Raw genomic sequence first — 19,714 nt, forward strand, 5'->3', positions numbered from 1 at the left:
AATCTTGTGGGACCCTTCTCAGCACTGCTCTCAGTACGTCGGCCGTTCAACTCGGCTGAGGGGGATGGAAATGCGTTCGAAGAAACACTGGGGATCTCTGGCCGCCGGACTCTTCGCCGGGGCGTTGTTATTGCCCTTCGGGGCGGCCGCCCATGCGGCGGATCCGACACCCGGCAGTGACCAGGGCGGATCGCCCGGTCCCAGCGCTCCGGCCGAGCTCAAGATCTCCACGGAGCTGCCGAAGGAAATCAAGGTCACCCATTCCTCCGGGAAGACCACGCTCACCGCGAGGATTCTCAACAAGGGCACCAAGGACACCGGCCGGATCACCCTCACCGTTCTCGGTCTCGACGGTATGCGGATCACCGGCGTCGACGGCTGCGCCACCGTCCCCGAGAAGAAACTGCCGAAGGGGACCAACACCGGATTCGCCTGCGCCATCGACAATCTTGGGGCCGGCGCCGACAAAACGTATGACGTCGCGGCCACTTACGATCTGAACAGGACCGGGAAGATCTGCCTGCCCGTCACCGAGGGCGCCGAAGGCACCGGCGGGAAACTGCTGTGGCAGCAGGGCCCGGTCCCCTTCGGTACGACCAAGCCGACCCCCAACGCCCCCGACACCCCGCTGCTGCTCGGCACCGACAACGTCCCGGCCGCGCCGCCCGCAGGCTCCGCGAGCCCCGCCCCGGCCGCGCCCGGCACCCCCGCCCCGGCCGCGCCGTCCCAACTGCCCAGGACCGGCGTCAACGACGGCATCCTTCCGCTGCTCGCCGCCGCCTGCCTGCTCCTCTTCGTCGGCACCACCGGCATCTGGTGGGCCCACACCCGCCAGCACCACCGCAGGCGTATGCATTAGGGGACGAGGACACGGACGCGGACGCGGACGTACGGAGGGCCCGGGCGCGCATCTCGCGCGGCCGGGCCCTCTGCGTCGTACTGGTCTCAGCCGTACCGGTCCGTACCGTACCGGCTTCCGCCGTACCGCTACTTGCGGCCCACGAACTTCCACGCCGTCGGCAGCGCCCCCATCGCCAGCGCCGCCTTCAGCGCGTCCCCGAGCAGGAACGGCGTCAGGCCCAGCGCCACCGCGCGCGTCAGGGACACGTCCGCCGAGGCCGCCAGGTACGGCACGCCCACCGCGTAGATGATCGCCGAGCCCAGCACCATGGTGCCCGCCGTGCGCAGGACCGAGCGGTCGCCGCCGCGGCGGGCCAGCGCGCCCACCACCGTGGAGGCGAGCAGCATGCCCAGGACGTAGCCGAAGGACGCGCCGCCCGCGCCCGAGGTGCCGTTCGCGAACCAGGGCATCCCGGCCGTGCCGATCAGCGCGTACAGCCCGAGCGAGAGGAAGCCGCGGCGGGCGCCGAGCGCGGTGCCGACCAGCAGCGCGGCGAAGGTCTGGCCGGTGACGGGGACCGGGGAGCCGGGGACGGGCACCGCGATCTGGGCCGCGAGGCCGGTGAGGGCCGCACCGCCGAGGACCAGGACGGCGTCCCGGGTGCGGGCGCCGGGCAGCAGGTCGGCGAGGACCTTTCCGGTTCCCCCGGTACGGGGTGCGGCAGGGGCAGTGACAGTGGTCGTGGCCATCGTGGGCTCCGCGGGATCGGGGACGGGCAGCGAGATACATGCAAGGGACACGGTGACGTTAGCCGAGGGATTCTCACTGGATCACCATCAGCGGCCCACAAAGCGGCGGTTGGGGCCTTGGTGGAGATCGCACAAAGGCCGGACTGCTTCCGTCCGACGGGGTGACCCTCGTCACTGCACCGATGAGGAGTACGTGCGGTTTTGCGGATCCGGCGCGGGCTCGGGGAGACTGTAGGTTCCCCATAAACGATCAGTTGCTGATCCGAGAGAACGAGCGCCATGCACGACGGCAAGACCACGGCCGGGGCCACCGCCGCCGACACCGCCTCGGTGGACCCCGAGCCGCTGTCCCACGGGCTGAAGCAGCGCCATCTGACCATGCTGGGCCTGGGCGGGGTGATCGGCGCCGGGCTCTTCGTGGGGTCGGGCGCCGGGATCGCGGTGGCGGGGCCGGGGATCGTCGTCTCGTATCTCCTCGCGGGCGCCATCGCGATGCTGGTGATGCGGATGCTCGGGGAGATGTCGTCGGCCATGCCGGCCTCGGGGTCGTTCTCCGTGCACGCCGAGCGGGCGCTGGGGCGGTGGGCCGGGTTCAGCGTGGGCTGGCTGTACTGGTTCCTGCTCGTCGTCGTGCTCGCCGTGGAGGCGACCGGCGCGGCGCAGATCGCCCATGGGTGGGTGCCGGGGATGCCGCAGTGGGCCTGGGTACTGGTGTTCATGGTGGTGTTCACCGTGGCCAACCTGGCGGCCGTGAGGAACTTCGGCGAGTTCGAGTTCTGGTTCGCCACGCTCAAGGTCGGCGCGATCGTGCTGTTCCTGATCCTGGGTCTGCTGGCGGTCTTCGGGGTGCTGCCGGACACCGATCCGGTCGGGTTCGCCAACCTGACCGGGCAGGGCGGCTTCCTCCCCGCCGGCTGGGACGGCGTGGTCTCCGGCGTCCTCGCGGTGATCTTCGCCTTCGGCGGTCTGGAGGTCGTCACCATCGCGGCGGCCGAGTCGGACGACCCGGTGCGCGCGGTCGGGCGCGCGGTGCGCAGCGCGGTGTGGCGCATCCTCTTCTTCTATGTGGGCTCGATGCTGGTGATCGTGACCCTGCTGCCGTGGACGTCGATGCGGCCGGGGCACAGCCCGTACGTCGCCGTGCTCGACTCGATCGGCGTCCCGGGCGCCGGGCAGATCATGAACGTCGTGGTGTTCGTGGCGCTGCTCTCGGCGCTGAACGCCAATCTCTACGGCTCGTCCCGGATGGTCTTCTCGCTGGCCGAGCGCGGCGAGGCGCCGAAGGGGCTGCTGAAGGTGGCGGGGGGCGGTGTGCCGCGGCGGGCGGTGCTGGCGTCGGTGGCCTTCGGGTTCGTCTCGGTGCTGCTCAATCTGAAGTGGCCCGACTCGGTCTTCCTCTACATGCTCAACGCGGTCGGCGCGGTGCTGCTGTTCGTCTGGGGGCTGATCGCCGTTTCCCAGCTGCGGCTGCGCCGGCGGATCGAGCGCGAGGCACCGGAGCGGCTGACCCTGCGGATGTGGGGCTTCCCGTATCTGACCTGGGCGGCGCTCGCGGCGATGGCGGCCGTGCTGGTGCTGATGCTCTTCGACGACGGGGCCCGGCCCCAGGTGCTGTGGTCGGCGGGTGCGACGGCGGCGGTGCTGCTGGTCGCCGTCGTACGGGAGTGGCGGACGCGGGCGGCGGAGTCCGGCGGTCCGTCGGCCGACCGAGCGTCAGGTCGGTAGTTACGGGCGGGTTTGGCGGGACCCACGAAGCCGGAGGTGTGCATTCCGTGTGCGACTTGTGCGCAGGGCTTCACGCTGTGTGAGTCGAGTGTCCGGATAGCGGTCTGGTGTTCCCTCTGAGCGGGGCCGCCTCCAGACTGTGGCTCCCGCCCCCCGTCTCAGCTACTGAACAGGGCCTGCCCATGTCCCGGACAAACGTGCCCGCGACGACCGACGCCCCGCCGAAGGTCGACTCCCCTCTCACCCACGGTCTCAAGCAGCGCCATCTCTCGATGATCGCCCTCGGCGGCGTCATCGGCGCCGGGCTCTTCGTCGGCTCCGGCGCGGGCATCGCCGCCGCGGGGCCCTCGATCGTCCTCGCCTACGGCATATCCGGCGCCCTCGTCATGCTGGTGATGCGCATGCTGGGCGAGATGTCGGCGGCCAACCCCGCCTCCGGCTCCTTCTCCGTCCACGCCGAGCGGGCCATCGGCCCCTGGGCCGGCTTCACCGCCGGCTGGTCGTTCTGGGTGCTGCTCTGTGTGGCGGTCGGCCTGGAGGGCATCGGCGCCGCGAAGATCGTCACGGTCTGGCTGCCCGGTACGCCGGAGTGGGCCTGGGTCGCGCTCTTCATGCTGGTGTTCACCGCCACCAACCTCGCGGCCGTGAAGAACTTCGGCGAGTTCGAGTTCTGGTTCGCCGCGCTCAAGGTCGCGGCCATCACGCTCTTCCTCGTCCTCGGCCTGCTCGCCATCCTCGGCGTGCTGCCCGACACCCCCGCCCCCGGCACCTCCAACCTCACCGGCGAGGGCGGGTTCCTGCCCAACGGCTCCGAGGGCCTGGTGCTCGGCCTGCTCGCCTCCGTCTTCGCGTACGGCGGCCTGGAGACGGTGACGATCGCCGCGGCCGAGTCCGAGAAGCCGGTGCAGGGCGTGGCCCGCGCGGTGCGTACGGCGATGTGGCGCATCGCGGTCTTCTACATCGGCTCGATGGCGGTCATCGTCACGCTGGTGCCGTGGAACGACAAGACCGTGGTGGCGAAGGGCCCGTACGTGGCGGCCCTCGACCACCTCGGCATCGACGGCGCCGGGCAGATCATGAACGTGGTCGTCCTGGTGGCCCTGCTCTCCGCGATGAACGCCAACATCTACGGCGCCTCGCGCATGGCGTACTCGCTGGTCGAGCGGGACCAGGGCCCCAAGGCGCTCGGGCGGATCTCCGGTGGCGTGCCGCGCGTCGGGGTGCTGTGCTCCTCGGTCTTCGGCTTCGGGTGCGTGCTGCTGAGCTACTGGCGGCCGGACGACGTCTTCCCCTGGCTGCTGAACATGATCGGCGCGGTGATCCTGGTGGTCTGGATCTTCATCGCCGTCTCCCAGCTGCTGCTGCGCCGGCGCACCGAGCGCGAGACGCCGGAGAAGCTGGTGGTGCGGATGTGGCTGTACCCGGGGCTGACCTGGGTGGCGCTCGCCGCGATGGCCGCGATCTTCGTCCTGATGGCGCGCCAGTCCGACACGCGTGACCAGCTGATGGCGACGGGCGTGCTGACGGCCGTCCTGGCCGTGCTCGGCTACGTCCGGCAGCGGACGGCGGCCCGCCGGGCCCTCTGATCCCACCGCCTCTTCCCGAAGAGCCCTGCGTCCACAGGTCCTAGACCTGCGGACGCAGGGCTTTTTGCTGAGGTGCCCCTGAGCTGCGCACCCCGCATACCTGCTGGTAGCGTGCACTTGCACATCAGTTGCAACAAGCAGTCGGAGGGGCTTCGGACATGGCCATTTACACGCTTCCTGAACTTCCGTACGACTACGCCGCGCTCGAACCCGTCATCAGCCCGGAGATCATCGAGCTGCACCACGACAAGCACCACGCGGCGTATGTGAAGGGCGCGAACGACACCCTGGAGCAGCTCGCGGAGGCCCGCGACAAGGACGCCTGGGGCGCGGTCAACGGCCTGGAGAAGAACCTCGCGTTCCACCTCTCCGGCCACATCCTGCACTCGATCTACTGGCACAACATGACCGGTGACGGCGGCGGCGAGCCGCTGGAGAAGGACGGCGTGGGCGAGCTGGCGGACGCCATCGCCGAGTCCTTCGGCTCCTTCGCCAAGTTCAAGACCCAGCTGACCAAGGCGGCGGCGACGACGCAGGGTTCGGGCTGGGGCGTCCTCGCGTACGAGCCGGTCAGCGGCCGTCTCGTCGTCGAGCAGGTCTACGACCACCAGGGCAACGTCGGCCAGGGCTCCACCCCGATCCTGGTCTTCGACGCCTGGGAGCACGCCTTCTACCTCCAGTACAAGAACCAGAAGGTGGACTTCATCGAGGCGATGTGGCGCGTCGTCAACTGGCAGGACGTGGCGAAGCGTTACGCCACCGCCAAGGACGCCGGCAACACCCTGCTGCTGGTCCCGTAGGGACCCCGCGATCGTCCTGCTCGTGATCGTCTTCTCACCTTTCACGTGCGGGCGGAAAGACGGACGGCCCCCGCGAGGACGTGACTCGCGGGGGCCGTTCGCTGTGCGCCACGCCGCTCACCGGTGCTTTCGCCCCGGCGCGCGGGTGCGGTGCGCCGGTCCTTCACCCTTTCGCGCCGGGGCCGTTGTCAGTGCCGGATGCCATGCTCAGGGCCATGGACACACAGGAGTTCTGGACGCTCATCGACGACGCCCGCGCGCAGGTGGCACACGCGGCCGACGCCGAGGCGGTCGCGGCGCGGGCCGCGGCCCTGCTCGCGGCCCGGCCGGCCGACGAGATAGTGGCGTTCCAGCAGGTCTTCTGGGACCTGATGGCCGCCTCCTACCGCCAGCCGCTCTGGGCCGCGGCGTACACGATCAACGGCGGGTGCTCGGACGACGGATTCGACTACTTCCGGGGCTGGCTGATCGCGCAGGGGCGCGAGGTGTTCGACGCGGCGGTGGCCGACCCGGACGGTCTCGCGGGCGTGGCGGCCGTGCGGGACGCGGCGGTGGAGGGCTGGGAGGTGGAGTGCGAGGAGGCGCTCGCCATCGCCTGGAACGCGCATCTGGCCGCGACCGGCGAGAAGCTGCCCGGCGACAGCTTCACGATCCGCTACCCGGAGCTGGACCCCGGCTGGGACTTCGACTTCGACGACCTGGGGGAGATGGCGAGGCGCCTGCCGCGCCTGGCCGCGCTGTACGGGTGAGGGGCGCGCCCGGCCCCCGCGAGCGGGCGGCTCGCGGGGGCCGGGGCTGCCGGGGCCGGGGCCGTGCTCAGTCGAAGACGGGGCCCTGGGTGCGGGTGCGCTTGATCTCGTAGAAGCCCGGGGTGGAGGCGACCAGGAGGGTGCCGTCCCACAGGCGGGCGGCGGCCTCGCCCTTGGGCGCCGGGGTGACGACCGGGCCGAAGAAGGCTATCTGCTCGCCGTCCGCGCCGGGCACGGCGATGACCGGGGTGCCGACGTCCTGGCCGACCTTGTCGATGCCCTCCTTGTGGGAGGCGCGCAGCTCGGCGTCGAACTCGTAGGCGCTGTTGTCGACCTCGGCGTAGTCGGCGAGGTCGGCGGGCAGGCCCGCCTCCTCCAGGGCGGCCTCCAGGACCTCGCGGCCGGAGCCGAGGTCCTGGTTGTGGATCCGGGTGCCGAGCGCGGTGTAGAGCCTGCCCAGCACCTCCTCGCCGTGCTTCTGCCGCGCGGCCATGACGACCTTCACCGGGCCCCAGGCGCGGTTGACCAGGAAGTCGCGGTAGGACTCCGGCAGCTCGTCCAGCCTGTCCTCGTTGAGGACGCCCAGGCTCATCACATGCCAGCGGACCTCGACGTCACGGACCTTCTCGACCTCCAGCATCCAGCGGGACGTCATCCAGGCCCAGGGACAGAGCGGGTCGAACCAGAAGTCGACGGGGGTCTTCCCGGTCTGGGACGTGGTCGGGGACATGTCTCTCCTCATCGGGGCAACACCGGGTGGATCACGGGGGAGAACGTCCCGAGCGGCCCGGCGCATTCCCGCGTGTCCGGGGCCGGGCGGGCATGGCAGGATCAGCGGTGTTCGAACGAGACACGAAGGAGTGCCCGTGCCCGGTGAGAATCTGTCCCGCGACGAGGCCCGTGAACGGGCCGACCTGCTGTCCGTCGACGGGTACGAGGTCGCCCTCGACCTGCGGTCCGCGGTCGGGGACGCCCCGGACGGGCCGCGGACCTTCCGCTCGCTCACCACGATCCGGTTCCGCTGCGCGCGGCCGGGCGCCGGCTCCTTCGCGGACCTGGTCGCCCCGTCGGTGAACGCGGTCACCCTCAACGGCAAGCCGCTGGACGTGGCCGAGGTCTTCGACGGCACCCGGGTGGCGCTGGCGGACCTCGCCGCGGAGAACGTGCTGGTGGTCGACGCGAACTGCGTGTACAGCCGGACCGGCGAGGGCATGCACCGCTTCGTCGACCCGGAGGACGGCGAGGTCTACCTCTACACCCAGTACGAGCCGGCCGACGCCCGCCGGGTCTTCGCCAACTTCGAGCAGCCCGACCTCAAGGCCCCCTACCGCTTCGAGGTCCGGGCCCCCGAGGACTGGACGGTGTGGTCCAACGGCGAGGGCGAGCGGGCCGGGGACGGCGTCTGGCGGTTCGCCGAGACCAAGCCGATCTCCACGTACATCACCTGTGTGGTCGCCGGTCCGTACCACTACGTGACGGACACCTACACGCGCGCCCTCGACGACGGCACCACCCTGGAGATCCCGCTCGGCGCGATGTGCCGCAAGGGCCTGGCCCGGCACTTCGACGCGGACGACGTCTTCCTCGTCACCAAGCAGGGCCTGGACTTCTTCCACGACCAGTTCAACTACCCGTACCCGTTCGGCAAGTACGACCAGGCCTTCGTGCCGGAGTACAACCTCGGGGCGATGGAGAACCCGGGCCTGGTGACCTTCCGCGAGGAGTTCATCTTCCGCGGCAAGGTGACCCGGGCCGCCTACGAGCGGCGCGCCAACGTCATCCTGCACGAGATGGCGCACATGTGGTTCGGCGACCTGGTCACCATGAGCTGGTGGGACGACCTGTGGCTGAAGGAGTCGTTCGCCGACTTCATGGGCAGCTTCTCGCAGGTGGAGGCGACCCGGTTCGACAACGGCTGGATCACCTTCGCCAACGGCCGCAAGTCCTGGGCGTACCGCGCGGACCAGCTCCCCTCCACCCACCCGGTCACGGCCGACATCCGCGACCTGGAGGACGCCAAGCTCAACTTCGACGGGATCACCTACGCCAAGGGCGCCTCGGTCCTCAAGCAGCTGGTGGCGTACGTGGGGCGGGAGGCGTTCCTGGAGGGCGCCCGGCGCTACTTCAAGCGCCACGCCTACGGCAACACCCGCCTGGCCGACCTCCTGGCGGTGCTGGAGGAGGTCTCCGGGCGCGACATGGCCGCGTGGTCGCGGTCCTGGCTCCAGACGGCGGGCGTCAACTCCCTGACCCCGCAGGTCACCTGTGACGCGGGCGACCGCGTCACCGAGCTCGCGGTGGTCCAGGAGGCCGTCGAGAGCCACCCCGCCCTGCGCCCGCACCGCGTGGCGGTCGGTCTCTACCGCTCCGAGGCGGGCGCCCTCGTGCGGTACGCGCGCGCCGAGGTCGACGTGGACGGGCCGCGCACGGTGGTGGCGGAGCTGGCCGGGGCCGAGCGGCCCGAGCTGGTCCTCGTCAACGACGACGACCTCACGTACTGCAAGATCCGCTTCGACGAGGTCTCGCTCACCACCCTGCGGGCCCACCTCGGCGACCTCACGGACCCGCTGGCCCGCGCCCTGTGCTGGTCGGCGCTGTGGAACCTGACGCGGGACGCGCTGATGCCGGCGCGCGACTTCGTCGACCTGGTCCTCGCCCACGCCGGGCGCGAGACGGACATCGGCGTGCTCCAGATGCTGCACACCTGGACCCGCTCGGCGCACACCCACTACGCGGCGCCCGAGTGGCGCGAGCAGGGCGGGCGGCTGCTGGCCGAGGGCGCGCTGCGCGAGCTGCGGATCGCGTCCCCCGGCAGCGAGCACCAGCTGGCCTGGGCCCGTTTCTTCGCCTCCACGGCGACCACCGACGCCGACTTCCAGCTCCTGGAGGGGCTCCTCGAAGGGACGGCGAAGATCGACGGGCTGGAGGTCGACCAGGAGCTGCGCTGGGTGCTCCTGGAGCCGCTGGCCGCGCACGGCCGGGCGGACGAGTCGGTGATCGGCGCCGAGCTCGCCCGTGACGACACCGCCTCCGGCAAGCGCCACCAGGTGCGGTGCCTGGCGGCCCGGCCCTCGGCGGCGGTCAAGGCGCAGGCCTGGGCGCAGGTCGTGGAGTCGGACGCGCTGTCGAACGCGCTGGTGGAGGCCACCATCGCGGGCTTCGCCCAGCCCTCGCAGCGCGAGCTGATCGCTCCGTACGCGCCGAAGTACTTCGAGGTGATCGAACGCCTGTGGACCGAGCGGTCCATCCAGATCGGCATGGACGTGGTGCGCGGGCTCTTCCCGAGCCTGCGGGACAACCGTACGACGCTCGATTCCACGGACGAATGGCTGGCCGCGCACCAGGACGCGGCCCCGGCACTGCGCCGGCTGGTCCTGGAGGCCCGTGACGACCTGGCCCGCACCCTGCGCGGCCAGGCCTGCGACGCGGCCGCGGGCGCCCGCTGAGCCGGATCGGGGGGCCCGGCGCCGGGCCCCCTGATCGGCACTCGAACGCCCGTACTTTAGGACGGGCTTGTCCGGAATTGTCGACGAGCGTGTAACAGCGGTTACGGGCCGCTCCGGGCGCGGAAAACCCCCCGGCATGAACCACAACACCCCGACCTTCGGCGGCGAGACCCCCTCCCCGCTCTCCCCGCGCCCGCTCAGCCACCTCACCGGCGTGCAGCGCCGCGTCTACTCCGCCGCCCAGCTGCGCGCCCACGGCGTCCCGGCCGCCACCGCCGCCGCCCAGTGCCGCCCCGGCGGCCCCTGGCAGCAACTGCTGCCCGGCGTCTACGTGTTGCACCCGGGGCCGCCCACCAGCGAGGAGCGGCTGCACGCGGCCCTGCTGTACGCGGGGCGCCCCGCCCCCGAGCGCGCCAAGGCGGTCCCCGTCCAGGGCCAGGCGCACGCCGCACCCGTCGAGGCCGTCGTCACCGGCCTCGCCGCGCTCGCCCTGCACCGCTTCTCCTCCGCTCCCCCGCTGCTCTCCCTGGACCACATCGACGTACTGGTGCCGCGCACCCGGCGGCTGCGCTCGACCGGCTGCGTCCGGCTGGTGCGGGCGCAGGTGATGCCGGTGCCGGAGCCGGTGGCCGGGGTGCCGGTGGCGCCGGTGCCCAGGGCCCTGGCGGACGCGGTGGCCGAGCTGACCGACGCCCAGGCGGTACGCCGGCTGCTCACCGAGGCCGTACGCGGCGGGCACTGCGAACCGGCCGCCCTGGTCCGGGAGTTGACGCGGGCGCGGCTGCTGACGCGGGCCCATGTGGTGGACGCGGTGGACTCGCTGCTCGCCGAGGGCCGGGCCATCGCCGAGAACCGCCTCTACGAGATGGTGCGCGTCCACGACCTGCCCGACCCGCTGTGGAACGTGGACCTGCGGCTGCCGGGCGGGCCGCACATCGGGGGCGTGGACGCGTACTGGCCGGACCAGGCGGTGGCGGTCGAGCTCGACACCCGGGCGCCGCGCCAGGGCCGGCGGCGCGAGGAGGGGGCCGAGGACGACCTGTGGAGCGAGTACGCCCGCAAGCGCGAGACGCTGGAGCGGCTGGGGATCACCGTCGTCCACCTCACGCCCAGGAAGCTGCGCGAGGCGATGGAGCAGCAGGCGACCGTGGTCCGCACCGCCCTGATGGCGTCGGTGGACCGGGAGCCGGCCGCGTACGTGGTGGTGCTCCCCCAGTGACGGGCAGGCGCCACACCCTCACTTCACGGGTTTCGCCGTGGGCGCCGTGCCGCAGAACTCGGCGTTCACCACCGCCAAGCCGTCGCCCGACCAGTCGTTGTTGAAGTTGAACGCCAGCGAGTGGCGCCCGTCCTTCGTCGTGAGCGCCATCGACGAGGAGCCGTGGATGCCGCCGTCGTGGCCCCAGACCGCGACGCCGCAGGGCAGTGTGGTCGTCATCAGACCCAGTCCGTAGCGGCCTTCGGGGTGGTCGGGGCCGACGGGGACGGTGGTGGTCATCTCCGCCAGCTGGCGGCGCGGCAGCAGCTTGCCGGTGAGCAGCGCCCGGTAGAAGCGGTTGAGATCGGCGGAGTCCGACACCATCTCCCCGGCCGAGCCCCCCATCGACGGGTTGAGCGCGGTCACGTCGTAGGTCCTGCCGGTCGTCTTCGCGGACAGCTTGGAGTAGGCCCGGCCGCTGGGCTTCGGCATCCGGGCGTCGGTGCCGGGCAGCGAGGTGGCGCGCAGACCCAGCGGGCGCAGGACGCGGCGTTCGATCTCGGTGGCGTAGGAGTGGCCGGTGGCCTTCTCGATCACCATCCCGGCCAGGATGAAGTTGGTGTTGGAGTAGTGCCAGGAGGCGCCCGGCGCGAAGTCCGGGGCGTGCTTCATCGCGATGTCGGACAACTGCCGCGGGGTGTAGGTGTCGTAGCGGTGCCGCAGGAAGTCGGTGCCGAAGACGCGCTGCCCGAAGTCCTCGTCCTCGGTGTAGCTGTAGATGCCGCTGGTGTGGTTGAGGAGTTGGCGCAGGGTGATCCTCGTGCCGTCGTGGCCGTGGCCCCGCACCACGCCCGGCAGCCAGTGGTCCACGGTGTCGTCCAGGCTCAGCCGGCCCTCGGCTTCGAGCTGGAGGACGACGGTGGCCACGAACGTCTTGGTGAGCGAGCCGATCCGGTAGCGGTCCTCGGCGCGCCGCTCGCGGCCGGTGCGCAGATCGGCGACGCCCGCGTCCCCGTTCCAGGCGCGTCCGCCGTCCTCGGCCCTGCCGACCACCCCCGGCACCCCGTCCGCCACGGCCGCGTCCATGGCCTGCTGGGTGGCCCGGTGGGGCGGCGCGGGCGGCGCCTGCCGTGCGGAGGCCGGGGCCACGCACACGGTCGCGGTGATCCCGGCGGCGACGGCCATCCCTAGGGCGGCGGTCCTGACGCTCCTGCCCGTACGTACCGACATGCGCTCTCCCTGTCGTCCGCGGCGCCCGGAACGGCCCCGTCGGCGGACAGGACCCGGCCGCGGCACGGGGAGTTGCCCGGCTCGGGCGGGGTTGAGCGAGTTCCGGCCGAATCGCCGCTCAGCGGGGCGGGTTGGCGGGCGAGTAGTCGGGCGCGGACCAGCGCAGCGGGCTCGCCCCCTCGGACCAGACCGTCCGCTCCAGCGTGAAACGGAGCGTGCGCTCCCCCGCCGCGTACACGGTCCGGGCCGTGCCCGAGAGCTGGAGCGTGCCGCCGTGCGCCCAGTCCACGAAGAGCAGTCCGGCGCGCGGGTCGGCCTCCAGGTTGCCGAGGGTGAGGAACATGGAGTTGCCGGGGTAGTCGCGCCACTCCAGCGTGGTGGAGGAAGTGACGCGGACGAAGCCGGGGTTGCCGCCCCGGTGGCTGGCGTCCACCCCGTCGGGCCCGGTCGTGGCGACGAAGAAGGTGTCGGCGGCGCGGACGAACTCCTCCTGGCCGGGGACGAGCCGGTCGCCGCGCCGCACCGCACCGGCCGGGGCGGGCCGCTCGGTCCGCGCGGTCTCCTCGACGTATTCCTCCAGCTCGCGGCGCTGGAGGTACTTGGGGCAGTTCGAGAAGACCTGCTCGGCCTCGACGGCGAGGCCGCGCGGGGTCGGGCGGGCCGCGCCGTTGAGCCGCATCCGGCGCCGGGTGCGCGGGTCCAGCGCGATCGTGCCCACGCGGGTCCCGGTGGCCGTGAGCGCCCCGGCGAGCGGGTCGGTGGCGGCGGGGTGGCCGGTCACCGAGATCTGGTGCGGCCCGGTGGCCCGGACGAAGCCGGGGCGCCCGGTGAGCAGCGAGGCCCATATCCGGCCGCCGCCGTCCGCCGCCCCGAGCACCAGCATCGGCTGGAGTTCGAGGAAGGCGGCGGCGACCGGGCGGATGCCGGGCCCGATGGCGCGCCCGACGTGGTCGGCGGCTTCCCGGACGCCGACGCGGTCCTGCACGGCCCGGGAGCCGGGGTGGTACGGGGTGGGCGCGGCCATGGGGGTGTCCTCCTCCTTCTTCTGTGCGGTCGGGGAAGGCCGGCGCGGCGCCCTCAAGGGGCGCGGGGCCGCGGCCTTCGCGGCTCCGCCGCGCGGGCGCGACCAGCCACGGACAGCTACCGGACTAGAAGAAACCGCATGTGGGAGCCGCGGCGACCGGCGCGGGCGCCGTCTCCGCGCCCAGCGGCGAGGAGATCTCCAAACGGATTCCGTCCGGGTCGCGGAAGAAGATGCCCCCAGAGGCCGCGCCCTCACGGTGGGCGACGATCCCCTCGTACGCGAACTGCACGCCGTGCGCCCGCAGTTCGCTCTCGTACGCCTTCACCTCGTCGATCGTGTCGACCTCGAAGGCGAGGTGGTGCAGCCCGGCGCGGTCCGGGGCGAAGCCGTCGCCGGCCTGCTGCCACAGGGTGAGCGAGAGCCGCCCCGCGCGGCCGAGGAGGGCGAAGCGGCGGCCGTCCTCCTTGCCCTCGGACAGGACCTCGAAGCCGAGGAGGTCCCGGTAGAAGGCGAGAGAGCGGTCGACCTCGGTGACATTGAGGCCGATGTGGCCGGTGCGGAACGTGCTGGTCGCCGTCATGGCGGTCCCCTTTCCCGAGCGGGGCCAGGTCGCCCCTAACCCCTTACTTCGAGATTAGGGGTTAGAGGCGTGGGATGCAACCGGTCACGTAACCTTGAGTGGTTAGCGCCGCGGCCGTACGCCGCAGCCGTACGCCCCACGCACGGGAGGAGCCCGGGATGTCCGCGCCCGATCCGCGTCCGCTCACCGGAGAGCCCGTCTCCCTCGACCTGCTGAACACGCGCTGGATGCACGACGGGGAGCGCCAGGACCTGCTGGCCCGCACCGACGGACTCGCCGTCTGGCTCGCCGCCACCGGCCTGAACACGCGCTTCCCCGCCGACGCGGCCGCGCTCGGTCCGCTGCTGCGGACCCGCGAGGCACTGCTGCGGGCGGTGGAGAACCCCGGCGACCCGACGGCGGCCGAGGATCTGGACGCGGTCCTGGAGCACGGCCGCATTCGCGCCACTCTGTCCGCCGAAGGGCCGGGCGAGCGGGCCGAGTTCGCCGATCCGGCCTGGGGGCCCGCCTGGACGGCGGCGCGGGACTACCTCGATCTGCTGCGCACCGCGCCGGACCGGATCCGGGCCTGCGCCCATGACGCGTGCATCCTGCACTTCTTCGACACCTCGCGGAACGGCAGCCGCCGCTGGTGCTCGATGGCCGGGTGCGGCAACCGTGCGAAGGCGTCCCGTCACTACGCCCGTACCCGCGAGGGCTGATTCGCCCCGCTTCACCCCGCCCTGCGCCCGATGGCGTATGGCGGGATACCGCCATGTCCGATTCCGGGCTCGGTCAACTCTCCACAAACAACCGTCATATAGGAAATGCTCAGCGGTCATCCGGCACCGTATTCCGGACCCTTTCTGACCATTAGGGATGCAGATGACCTCCGAATCGCCGCGCGCCATACCCGGCGCTAGACGCACGGCCCGCATAGCGGCCGCGGCAGGCCTGGTGGCCGCGCTCATCACCGCGGGCGCCGCCCCCGTCTTCGCCGCGGAGACGGCCGATCCCACTCCCGCCCCGGTGAAGTCCACGCCGGCGAAGTCCCCGGCGGACAAGCTCGGCGCCGCCGACGAGCAGCGGCTCGCCGAGGCCCAGGCCAAGGGCGAGCAGACCGTCACCGTGATGGTCGCCACCGCCCCCGGCGCCACCGGCGCCGTCTCGCACCAGCTCGACGCGGTGCCCGGCGCCACCGTCGGCAAGACCGACGACAAGCTCGGCTACGTCCGGGCCACCCTGCCCACCGGCAGTGCCGAGTCCGCCCTGAAGGCCGCCGCCAAGCTGCCCTCCGTCCACGGGATCGACCTCAAGCAGGAGATCCAGCTGGACGACCCGACCCCGTCGGCCGACAGCGCCAAGGGCGCCGCCGCCCCGCGCCGGTCGCTCTCGGGCTCGTACGCGGCGCCGGGCAAGGACACGCCCGCGAAGAACCCGTACAACCCCTCCTTCGAGACGGGCGCGGTCGACTTCGTCAAGCAGCACCCCAAGGCCGACGGCCGCGGCGTCACCATCGGCGTCCTGGACTCCGGTGTGGACCTGGGCCACCCGGCGCTCCAGAAGACCACCACCGGCGAGCGCAAGATCGTCGACTGGGTCACCGCGACCGACCCGGTCGCCGACGCCGACGGCACCTGGCGCCGGATGAACACCGCCGTCTCCGGACCGGAGTTCACCTACCAGGGCCGCACCTGGAAGGCCCCGGCGGGCAGCTACGACGTCAGCCTGTTCTCGGAGAAGATCACCGCGGGCGGCGACGCCAAGGGCGACGTGAACCGCGACGGCGACACCACCGACACCTGGGGCGTGCTCTACGACCCGGTCGCCGGGACCGTCCGGGTGGACCTCAACAACAACGGTGACTTCACCGACGACGAGGCCATGAAGCCGTACAAGGACGGCTACCAGGTCGGCTACTTCGGCACCGACAACCCGGTGACCGACGTCGTCGAGCGCATGCCGTTCACCGTCGAGATCCGCAAGGACGTGAAGTACGACGCGGCCGGGCACACCTCCGACTACGTCAACATCGGCGTCATCGAGTCCGAGCACGGCACCCACGTGGCGGGCATCACCGCCGCCAACGGCCTGTTCGGCGGCAAGATGAGCGGCGCCGCCCCCGGCGCGAAGATCGTCTCCTCGCGGGCCTGCAACTGGTCCGGCGGTTGCACCAACATCGCGCTGACCGAGGGCATGATCGACCTGGTCACCAACCGCCACGTCGACATCGTCAACATGTCGATCGGCGGACTGCCGGCGCTCAACGACGGCAACAACGCGCGCGCCGAGCTCTACAAGCGCCTGATCGACAGCTACGGCGTCCAGCTGGTCATCTCGGCCGGCAACTCGGGCCCCGGCCTCAACACCATCGGCGACCCGGGCCTGGCCGACCACGTCATCTCGGTCGGCGCCAGCATCTCGCAGCAGACGTGGGCCGCCAACTACGGCTCCAACGTGGCGAAGAAGTACGACATGATGCCGTTCTCCTCGCGCGGTCCGCGTGAGGACGGCGGCTTCACCCCGACGCTGTCGGCGCCGGGTGCCGCGATCAACACCACGCAGACGTGGCTGCCGGGCTCCCCGGTCAAGGAGTCGGGCTACACGCTGCCGGCCGGCTACTCGATGCTCCAGGGCACCTCGATGGCCTCGCCGCAGGCCACCGGCGCCGCGGCCCTGCTGCTGTCGGCCGCCAAGCAGAAGCACCTGGACCTGGCCCCGGCCGACCTGCGCACCGCGCTGACGTCGACGGCCAAGCACATCAAGGGCGCCCAGGCGTACGCCGAGGGCGCGGGCCTGATCGACATCGTCGACGCCTGGGACGCGATCCAGGACGGCGCCACGGCCCACGAGTACACCGTCAAGGCGCCGGTGAGGACCGCGCTCGACTTCGCGCTCAAGACGCCGGGCTTCGGCACCGGCATCTACGACCGCGAGGGCGGCCTCAAGGCGGGCGAGAAGAAGACCTACGACGTCACGGTCTCCCGCACCACGGGCCCGGACAAGGCCGTCAAGCACAAGCTGTCGTTCAAGAACAACGACGGCACCTTCACGATCCTGGGCAAGGACGAGATCGCCCTGGAGCTGAACAAGCCGGTCACGGTCAAGGTGCAGGCACAGCCGAAGTCGGCGGGCGTGCACAGCGCCATCCTGGAGGTCAACGACAAGCGGACCAAGGGCGTGGACCAGCAGATCCTCGCCACCGTGATCGTCTCCAAGCCGCTGGCCAAGGCCTCGGGCTTCGCCTTCACGGACTCGTCCTCGGTGCAGCGCAACAGCACCAAGTCGTACTTCGTGACCGTCCCGGCGGGCGCCAAGGCCCTTGAGGTCTCCATGGGCGCGCTGCGCTCGGGCAGCCAGACCCGGTTCATCGCGATCCACCCCTACGGTGTGCCGGTCGACGAGACGGGGACGCCCAACTGCTACCCGAACTACGACAACCCGGCCAACAAGTGCCGCCCGGACCTGCGCTCCTACGCGGACCCGCAGGCCGGTGTGTGGGAGATCGAGGTCGAGTCGCGCCGTACGTCGCCGTACCTCGACAACCCGTACAAGCTGGACGTGGCGGTGCTCGGCGCCACCTTCGACCCGGCCGTGAAGACCGTGCCCGAGGCGAAGATCGGCACCTCGGCCCCGGTCGAGTGGAAGGTCACCAACGGGTTCGCGGCCATCGACGGCAAGCTCCAGGGCGGCTCGCTCGGCTCCGCGAAGGTCGCCAAGCCGACCATCAAGGCCGGTGAGGTCCAGACGACCACGCTGACCGTCGGCGAGGGCGTGGAGCGCCTCGACGTCGCCATCGGCGGCGTCTCGGACACCGCGGCCGACCTGGACCTCGCGGTCCTCAAGGACGGCGTGCAGGTCGGCTCGTCCGCGGACGGCGACTCCGAGGAGGCCGTCAGCCTGGTGAAGCCGGCCGCCGGCACCTACACGATCCAGGTCGCGGGCTACGCCATCCCGTCCGGTTCGACCACGTACAACTACCGTGACGTGTACTACGCGCCCTCGCTCGGCGCCGTCAAGGTGGACGAGTCGAAGGCGGTCAAGCTGGCCACCGGCGCCACGGCGGCCGTCTCCGCGCAGGTCGTGGTGGCCGGCGCGGCTCCCGAGGGACGCCAGTTCTTCGGCGAGGTCAAGCTGGTCAACGCGCGCGGCACGGCCGCGGGCACCGGCAGCGTCGTGATCGAGAAGGTCACGCCGTAACGGAGTGAGCACGTGCGAGGGGGCCCGGCGTTCGCGAGAACGCCGGGCCCCTCTTTTTGATCCGTACGGCCGCGGGCTCAGCCCTTGAGGGAACTCAGGTCCTGGGCGTAGGTGCCGACCGCGTGGGCGATGACATCGACGTTGAGGTCGAAGTACTTCTTGTCGATGTTCTCCAGGGTGTCACCGGCCGCGTGGTAGTTGGCGTCGTACGGCTTGCCCGCCGCGCCGCCCGCACGGGCCGCCTGCTCCTCGGTCTTGAGGCCCTCGGCGCCGGTGAAGGTGCCGCCCGCCGGGATGCCCTGCTCGATGAACGGGCCGTAGTCGGAGCGGCCGTCGAAGTCGGTGCCCCAGTGCGGGACGCGCCGCTTGTCGAGGTAGCCGTTGATCAGCCGCTCGATCTGGGCGGAGCCGGCCGGACCGGCGCCCGCGCCCGTGTTGTCGGAGTTGTCGCCGTCGTAGACGAGCTCGGCCGGGTTGGGCGAGGCGATCATGTCGAAGTTGAGGTACAGCTTGATCTGCTGCTTCTGCTTCTCCGACAGGGACTTGACGTAGTGCTCGGAGCCCAGCAGGCCCAGCTCCTCGCCCGACCACCAGGCGAACCGCACCTTGTTGGCGAGCGGCTTGGGGTGCTTCCTGGTCTGCTTGGTCTCCTTGGCGAGCTTCAGCGCGACCTCCAGCAGACCGGCCGAGCCGGAGCCGTTGTCGTTGATGCCGGGCCCGGCCTTGACGGAGTCGAGGTGGCTGCCGAGGGCGACGACGCTGGACGGGTCGCCGCCCTTGGTCTGGGCGACGACGTTGCGGGTCTTGTGGGCGACCGCCTCGGTGGCGACGTCCAGGGTGACGGTGACCTCGCCCTTGGCGACCTGCGCGGCCAGCGCCTCGCCGTCGGCGAGGGAGATGCCGGTGGCCGGGATGTGCGCGTTGGCGGGGTCGCTGACGGTGCCGTGGACGGGGGTGTCGCCGGAGTGGTTGTAGAGGATGATCCCGGCCGCGCCGGCCTGGGCCGCGACGGCCTCCTTCTGTACGAAGGTGCAGTTGCCGCGCTTGACCAGGGCGATCTTCCCGGCGAAGGAGCCCGACGCGTAGTCGTCGAGCTCGCAGCCGGGGGTGGCGTCGACGCGGGCCGCCTTCACCTGGGCGGTGAGGCCACCGGCCGGGGTCGCCTTGCTGAAGTCGAACGCGGTGGTCTTGAGCTCGCGCGGCTGGGGCGTGACGACGGCGAGCTTCTCGCGCAGGGTCTTCGACTCGTAGATGTCGAAGTCCTGGTACGCGACCTCGTAGCCGGCCTCCTTCAGCCGGCCGTAGACGTACGCGGCCGAGGCGTCGAAGCCGGGCGTGCCCGCGGCGCGGTTGCCGCCGTGGGCGTCGGCGATCTTCTGGAACTGCTCCAGGTGGTGGTAGGCGCCCTCCCCCGACGCCTGGGCGACCAGCTTTCTCGCGAGCCGTTCGGCCTGGCGGTGCGGGTCCTTGCCGGGGTGCGGGGTCGCGACGGCGGGACCGGCGGCGCCCAGGAGTACGGGGGCTGCGGCCAGGAACGCTATGGCTTTGCTGCGGCGGGATGCGCGCACGGGGCTCCTCCGGAATACGGTTGCCGGTGATCGTTTATC

15 protein-coding genes are annotated in these 19,714 nt (G+C 71.6%); 9 read left to right on the forward strand and 6 right to left on the reverse strand.

Going from position 1 to position 19,714, the window contains the following annotated elements; all coding sequences use genetic code 11:
* The first annotated feature begins 70 nt into the window (after positions 1-70).
* Positions 71-859, forward strand: coding sequence for a hypothetical protein (locus AC069K_RS18830; RefSeq protein ID WP_478617570.1), 789 nt, complete (start codon positions 71-73; stop codon positions 857-859).
* Between the two features lie 128 nt (positions 860-987).
* Here the strand turns inward: AC069K_RS18830 and AC069K_RS18835 are convergent, their stop codons facing one another.
* On the reverse strand, positions 988-1,590 hold the full coding sequence (locus tag AC069K_RS18835; protein ID WP_365101062.1) for a biotin transporter BioY: 603 nt from the start codon (positions 1,588-1,590) through the stop codon (positions 988-990).
* 279 nt (positions 1,591-1,869) lie between these two features.
* On the opposite strand from AC069K_RS18835, the gene AC069K_RS18840 reads away from it, so the two are divergent.
* The 4 genes from AC069K_RS18840 to AC069K_RS18855 all read left to right on the forward strand — a co-directional run bounded on the left by AC069K_RS18840 (position 1,870) and on the right by AC069K_RS18855 (position 6,450).
* Positions 1,870-3,315 carry an amino acid permease gene (locus tag AC069K_RS18840; RefSeq protein WP_478617574.1) on the forward strand — a complete coding sequence of 482 codons (1,446 nt, stop codon included), beginning with the start codon at positions 1,870-1,872 and terminating at the stop codon, positions 3,313-3,315.
* 182 nt (positions 3,316-3,497) lie between these two features.
* Positions 3,498-4,901: an amino acid permease gene (locus tag AC069K_RS18845; protein WP_478617577.1), complete on the forward strand. Its 1,404-nt coding sequence runs from the start codon at positions 3,498-3,500 to the stop codon at positions 4,899-4,901.
* A gap of 158 nt (positions 4,902-5,059) precedes the next feature.
* Positions 5,060-5,701 carry a superoxide dismutase gene (locus tag AC069K_RS18850; protein WP_478617580.1) on the forward strand — a complete coding sequence of 214 codons (642 nt, stop codon included), beginning with the start codon at positions 5,060-5,062 and terminating at the stop codon, positions 5,699-5,701.
* Positions 5,702-5,916: 215 nt separating this feature from the next.
* Positions 5,917-6,450 carry a DUF4240 domain-containing protein gene (locus AC069K_RS18855; protein ID WP_358831466.1) on the forward strand — a complete coding sequence of 178 codons (534 nt, stop codon included), beginning with the start codon at positions 5,917-5,919 and terminating at the stop codon, positions 6,448-6,450.
* Between the two features lie 67 nt (positions 6,451-6,517).
* Here the strand turns inward: AC069K_RS18855 and AC069K_RS18860 are convergent, their stop codons facing one another.
* On the reverse strand, positions 6,518-7,180 hold the full coding sequence (locus tag AC069K_RS18860) for a DsbA family oxidoreductase (RefSeq protein WP_478617583.1): 663 nt from the start codon (positions 7,178-7,180) through the stop codon (positions 6,518-6,520).
* A 136-nt stretch (positions 7,181-7,316) separates the two neighbouring features.
* On the opposite strand from AC069K_RS18860, the gene pepN reads away from it, so the two are divergent.
* On the forward strand, positions 7,317-9,896 hold the full coding sequence (pepN, locus tag AC069K_RS18865) for an aminopeptidase N (RefSeq protein ID WP_478617586.1): 2,580 nt from the start codon (positions 7,317-7,319) through the stop codon (positions 9,894-9,896).
* A 136-nt stretch (positions 9,897-10,032) separates the two neighbouring features.
* The gene (locus AC069K_RS18870) at positions 10,033-11,115 is read left to right on the forward strand and encodes a hypothetical protein (protein WP_478617589.1); all 1,083 of its coding nucleotides are present in this window, start codon (positions 10,033-10,035) and stop codon (positions 11,113-11,115) included.
* A gap of 18 nt (positions 11,116-11,133) precedes the next feature.
* Here AC069K_RS18870 and AC069K_RS18875 read toward each other — a convergent pair whose 3' ends face one another.
* The 3 genes from AC069K_RS18875 to AC069K_RS18885 form a co-directional block, all read right to left on the reverse strand.
* Positions 11,134-12,324 (reverse strand): serine hydrolase domain-containing protein, encoded by a 1,191-nt coding sequence (locus tag AC069K_RS18875; RefSeq protein ID WP_478617592.1) that lies wholly within the window; start codon positions 12,322-12,324, stop codon positions 11,134-11,136.
* A gap of 118 nt (positions 12,325-12,442) precedes the next feature.
* Entirely contained in the window at positions 12,443-13,348 is a 906-nt protein-coding gene (locus tag AC069K_RS18880; RefSeq protein ID WP_478617595.1) for a pyridoxamine 5'-phosphate oxidase family protein, read from the reverse strand.
* A gap of 124 nt (positions 13,349-13,472) precedes the next feature.
* Positions 13,473-13,928, reverse strand: coding sequence for a VOC family protein (locus tag AC069K_RS18885; RefSeq protein WP_365101079.1), 456 nt, complete (start codon positions 13,926-13,928; stop codon positions 13,473-13,475).
* Positions 13,929-14,086: 158 nt separating this feature from the next.
* Between AC069K_RS18885 and AC069K_RS18890 the strand changes: the two genes are divergently transcribed.
* On the forward strand, positions 14,087-14,629 hold the full coding sequence (locus tag AC069K_RS18890) for a CGNR zinc finger domain-containing protein (protein ID WP_478617598.1): 543 nt from the start codon (positions 14,087-14,089) through the stop codon (positions 14,627-14,629).
* 157 nt (positions 14,630-14,786) lie between these two features.
* A complete protein-coding gene (locus tag AC069K_RS18895) occupies positions 14,787-18,107 on the forward strand; it encodes a S8 family serine peptidase (protein WP_478617601.1) in 3,321 nt (1,106 codons plus the stop codon).
* 77 nt (positions 18,108-18,184) lie between these two features.
* Here the strand turns inward: AC069K_RS18895 and AC069K_RS18900 are convergent, their stop codons facing one another.
* Positions 18,185-19,675 (reverse strand): M28 family peptidase, encoded by a 1,491-nt coding sequence (locus AC069K_RS18900; RefSeq protein ID WP_478617604.1) that lies wholly within the window; start codon positions 19,673-19,675, stop codon positions 18,185-18,187.
* Positions 19,676-19,714: the final 39 nt, after the last annotated feature.

The sequence above is a fragment of the Streptomyces sp. NPDC043908 genome (assembly GCF_056435525.1).

Coding starts and splice junctions, on each gene's coding strand:
- AC069K_RS18855 (WP_358831466.1), top strand. CDS start 5,917: ATGGACACACAGGAGTTCTGGACGCTCATCGACGACGCCCGCGCGCAG.
- AC069K_RS18890 (WP_478617598.1), top strand. CDS start 14,087: ATGTCCGCGCCCGATCCGCGTCCGCTCACCGGAGAGCCCGTCTCCCTC.
- AC069K_RS18840 (WP_478617574.1), top strand. CDS start 1,870: ATGCACGACGGCAAGACCACGGCCGGGGCCACCGCCGCCGACACCGCC.
- AC069K_RS18885 (WP_365101079.1), bottom strand. CDS start 13,928: ATGACGGCGACCAGCACGTTCCGCACCGGCCACATCGGCCTCAATGTC.
- AC069K_RS18875 (WP_478617592.1), bottom strand. CDS start 12,324: ATGTCGGTACGTACGGGCAGGAGCGTCAGGACCGCCGCCCTAGGGATG.
- AC069K_RS18850 (WP_478617580.1), top strand. CDS start 5,060: ATGGCCATTTACACGCTTCCTGAACTTCCGTACGACTACGCCGCGCTC.
- AC069K_RS18845 (WP_478617577.1), top strand. CDS start 3,498: ATGTCCCGGACAAACGTGCCCGCGACGACCGACGCCCCGCCGAAGGTC.
- AC069K_RS18835 (WP_365101062.1), bottom strand. CDS start 1,590: ATGGCCACGACCACTGTCACTGCCCCTGCCGCACCCCGTACCGGGGGA.
- AC069K_RS18830 (WP_478617570.1), top strand. CDS start 71: ATGCGTTCGAAGAAACACTGGGGATCTCTGGCCGCCGGACTCTTCGCC.
- AC069K_RS18870 (WP_478617589.1), top strand. CDS start 10,033: ATGAACCACAACACCCCGACCTTCGGCGGCGAGACCCCCTCCCCGCTC.
- AC069K_RS18880 (WP_478617595.1), bottom strand. CDS start 13,348: ATGGCCGCGCCCACCCCGTACCACCCCGGCTCCCGGGCCGTGCAGGAC.
- AC069K_RS18860 (WP_478617583.1), bottom strand. CDS start 7,180: ATGTCCCCGACCACGTCCCAGACCGGGAAGACCCCCGTCGACTTCTGG.
- AC069K_RS18895 (WP_478617601.1), top strand. CDS start 14,787: ATGCAGATGACCTCCGAATCGCCGCGCGCCATACCCGGCGCTAGACGC.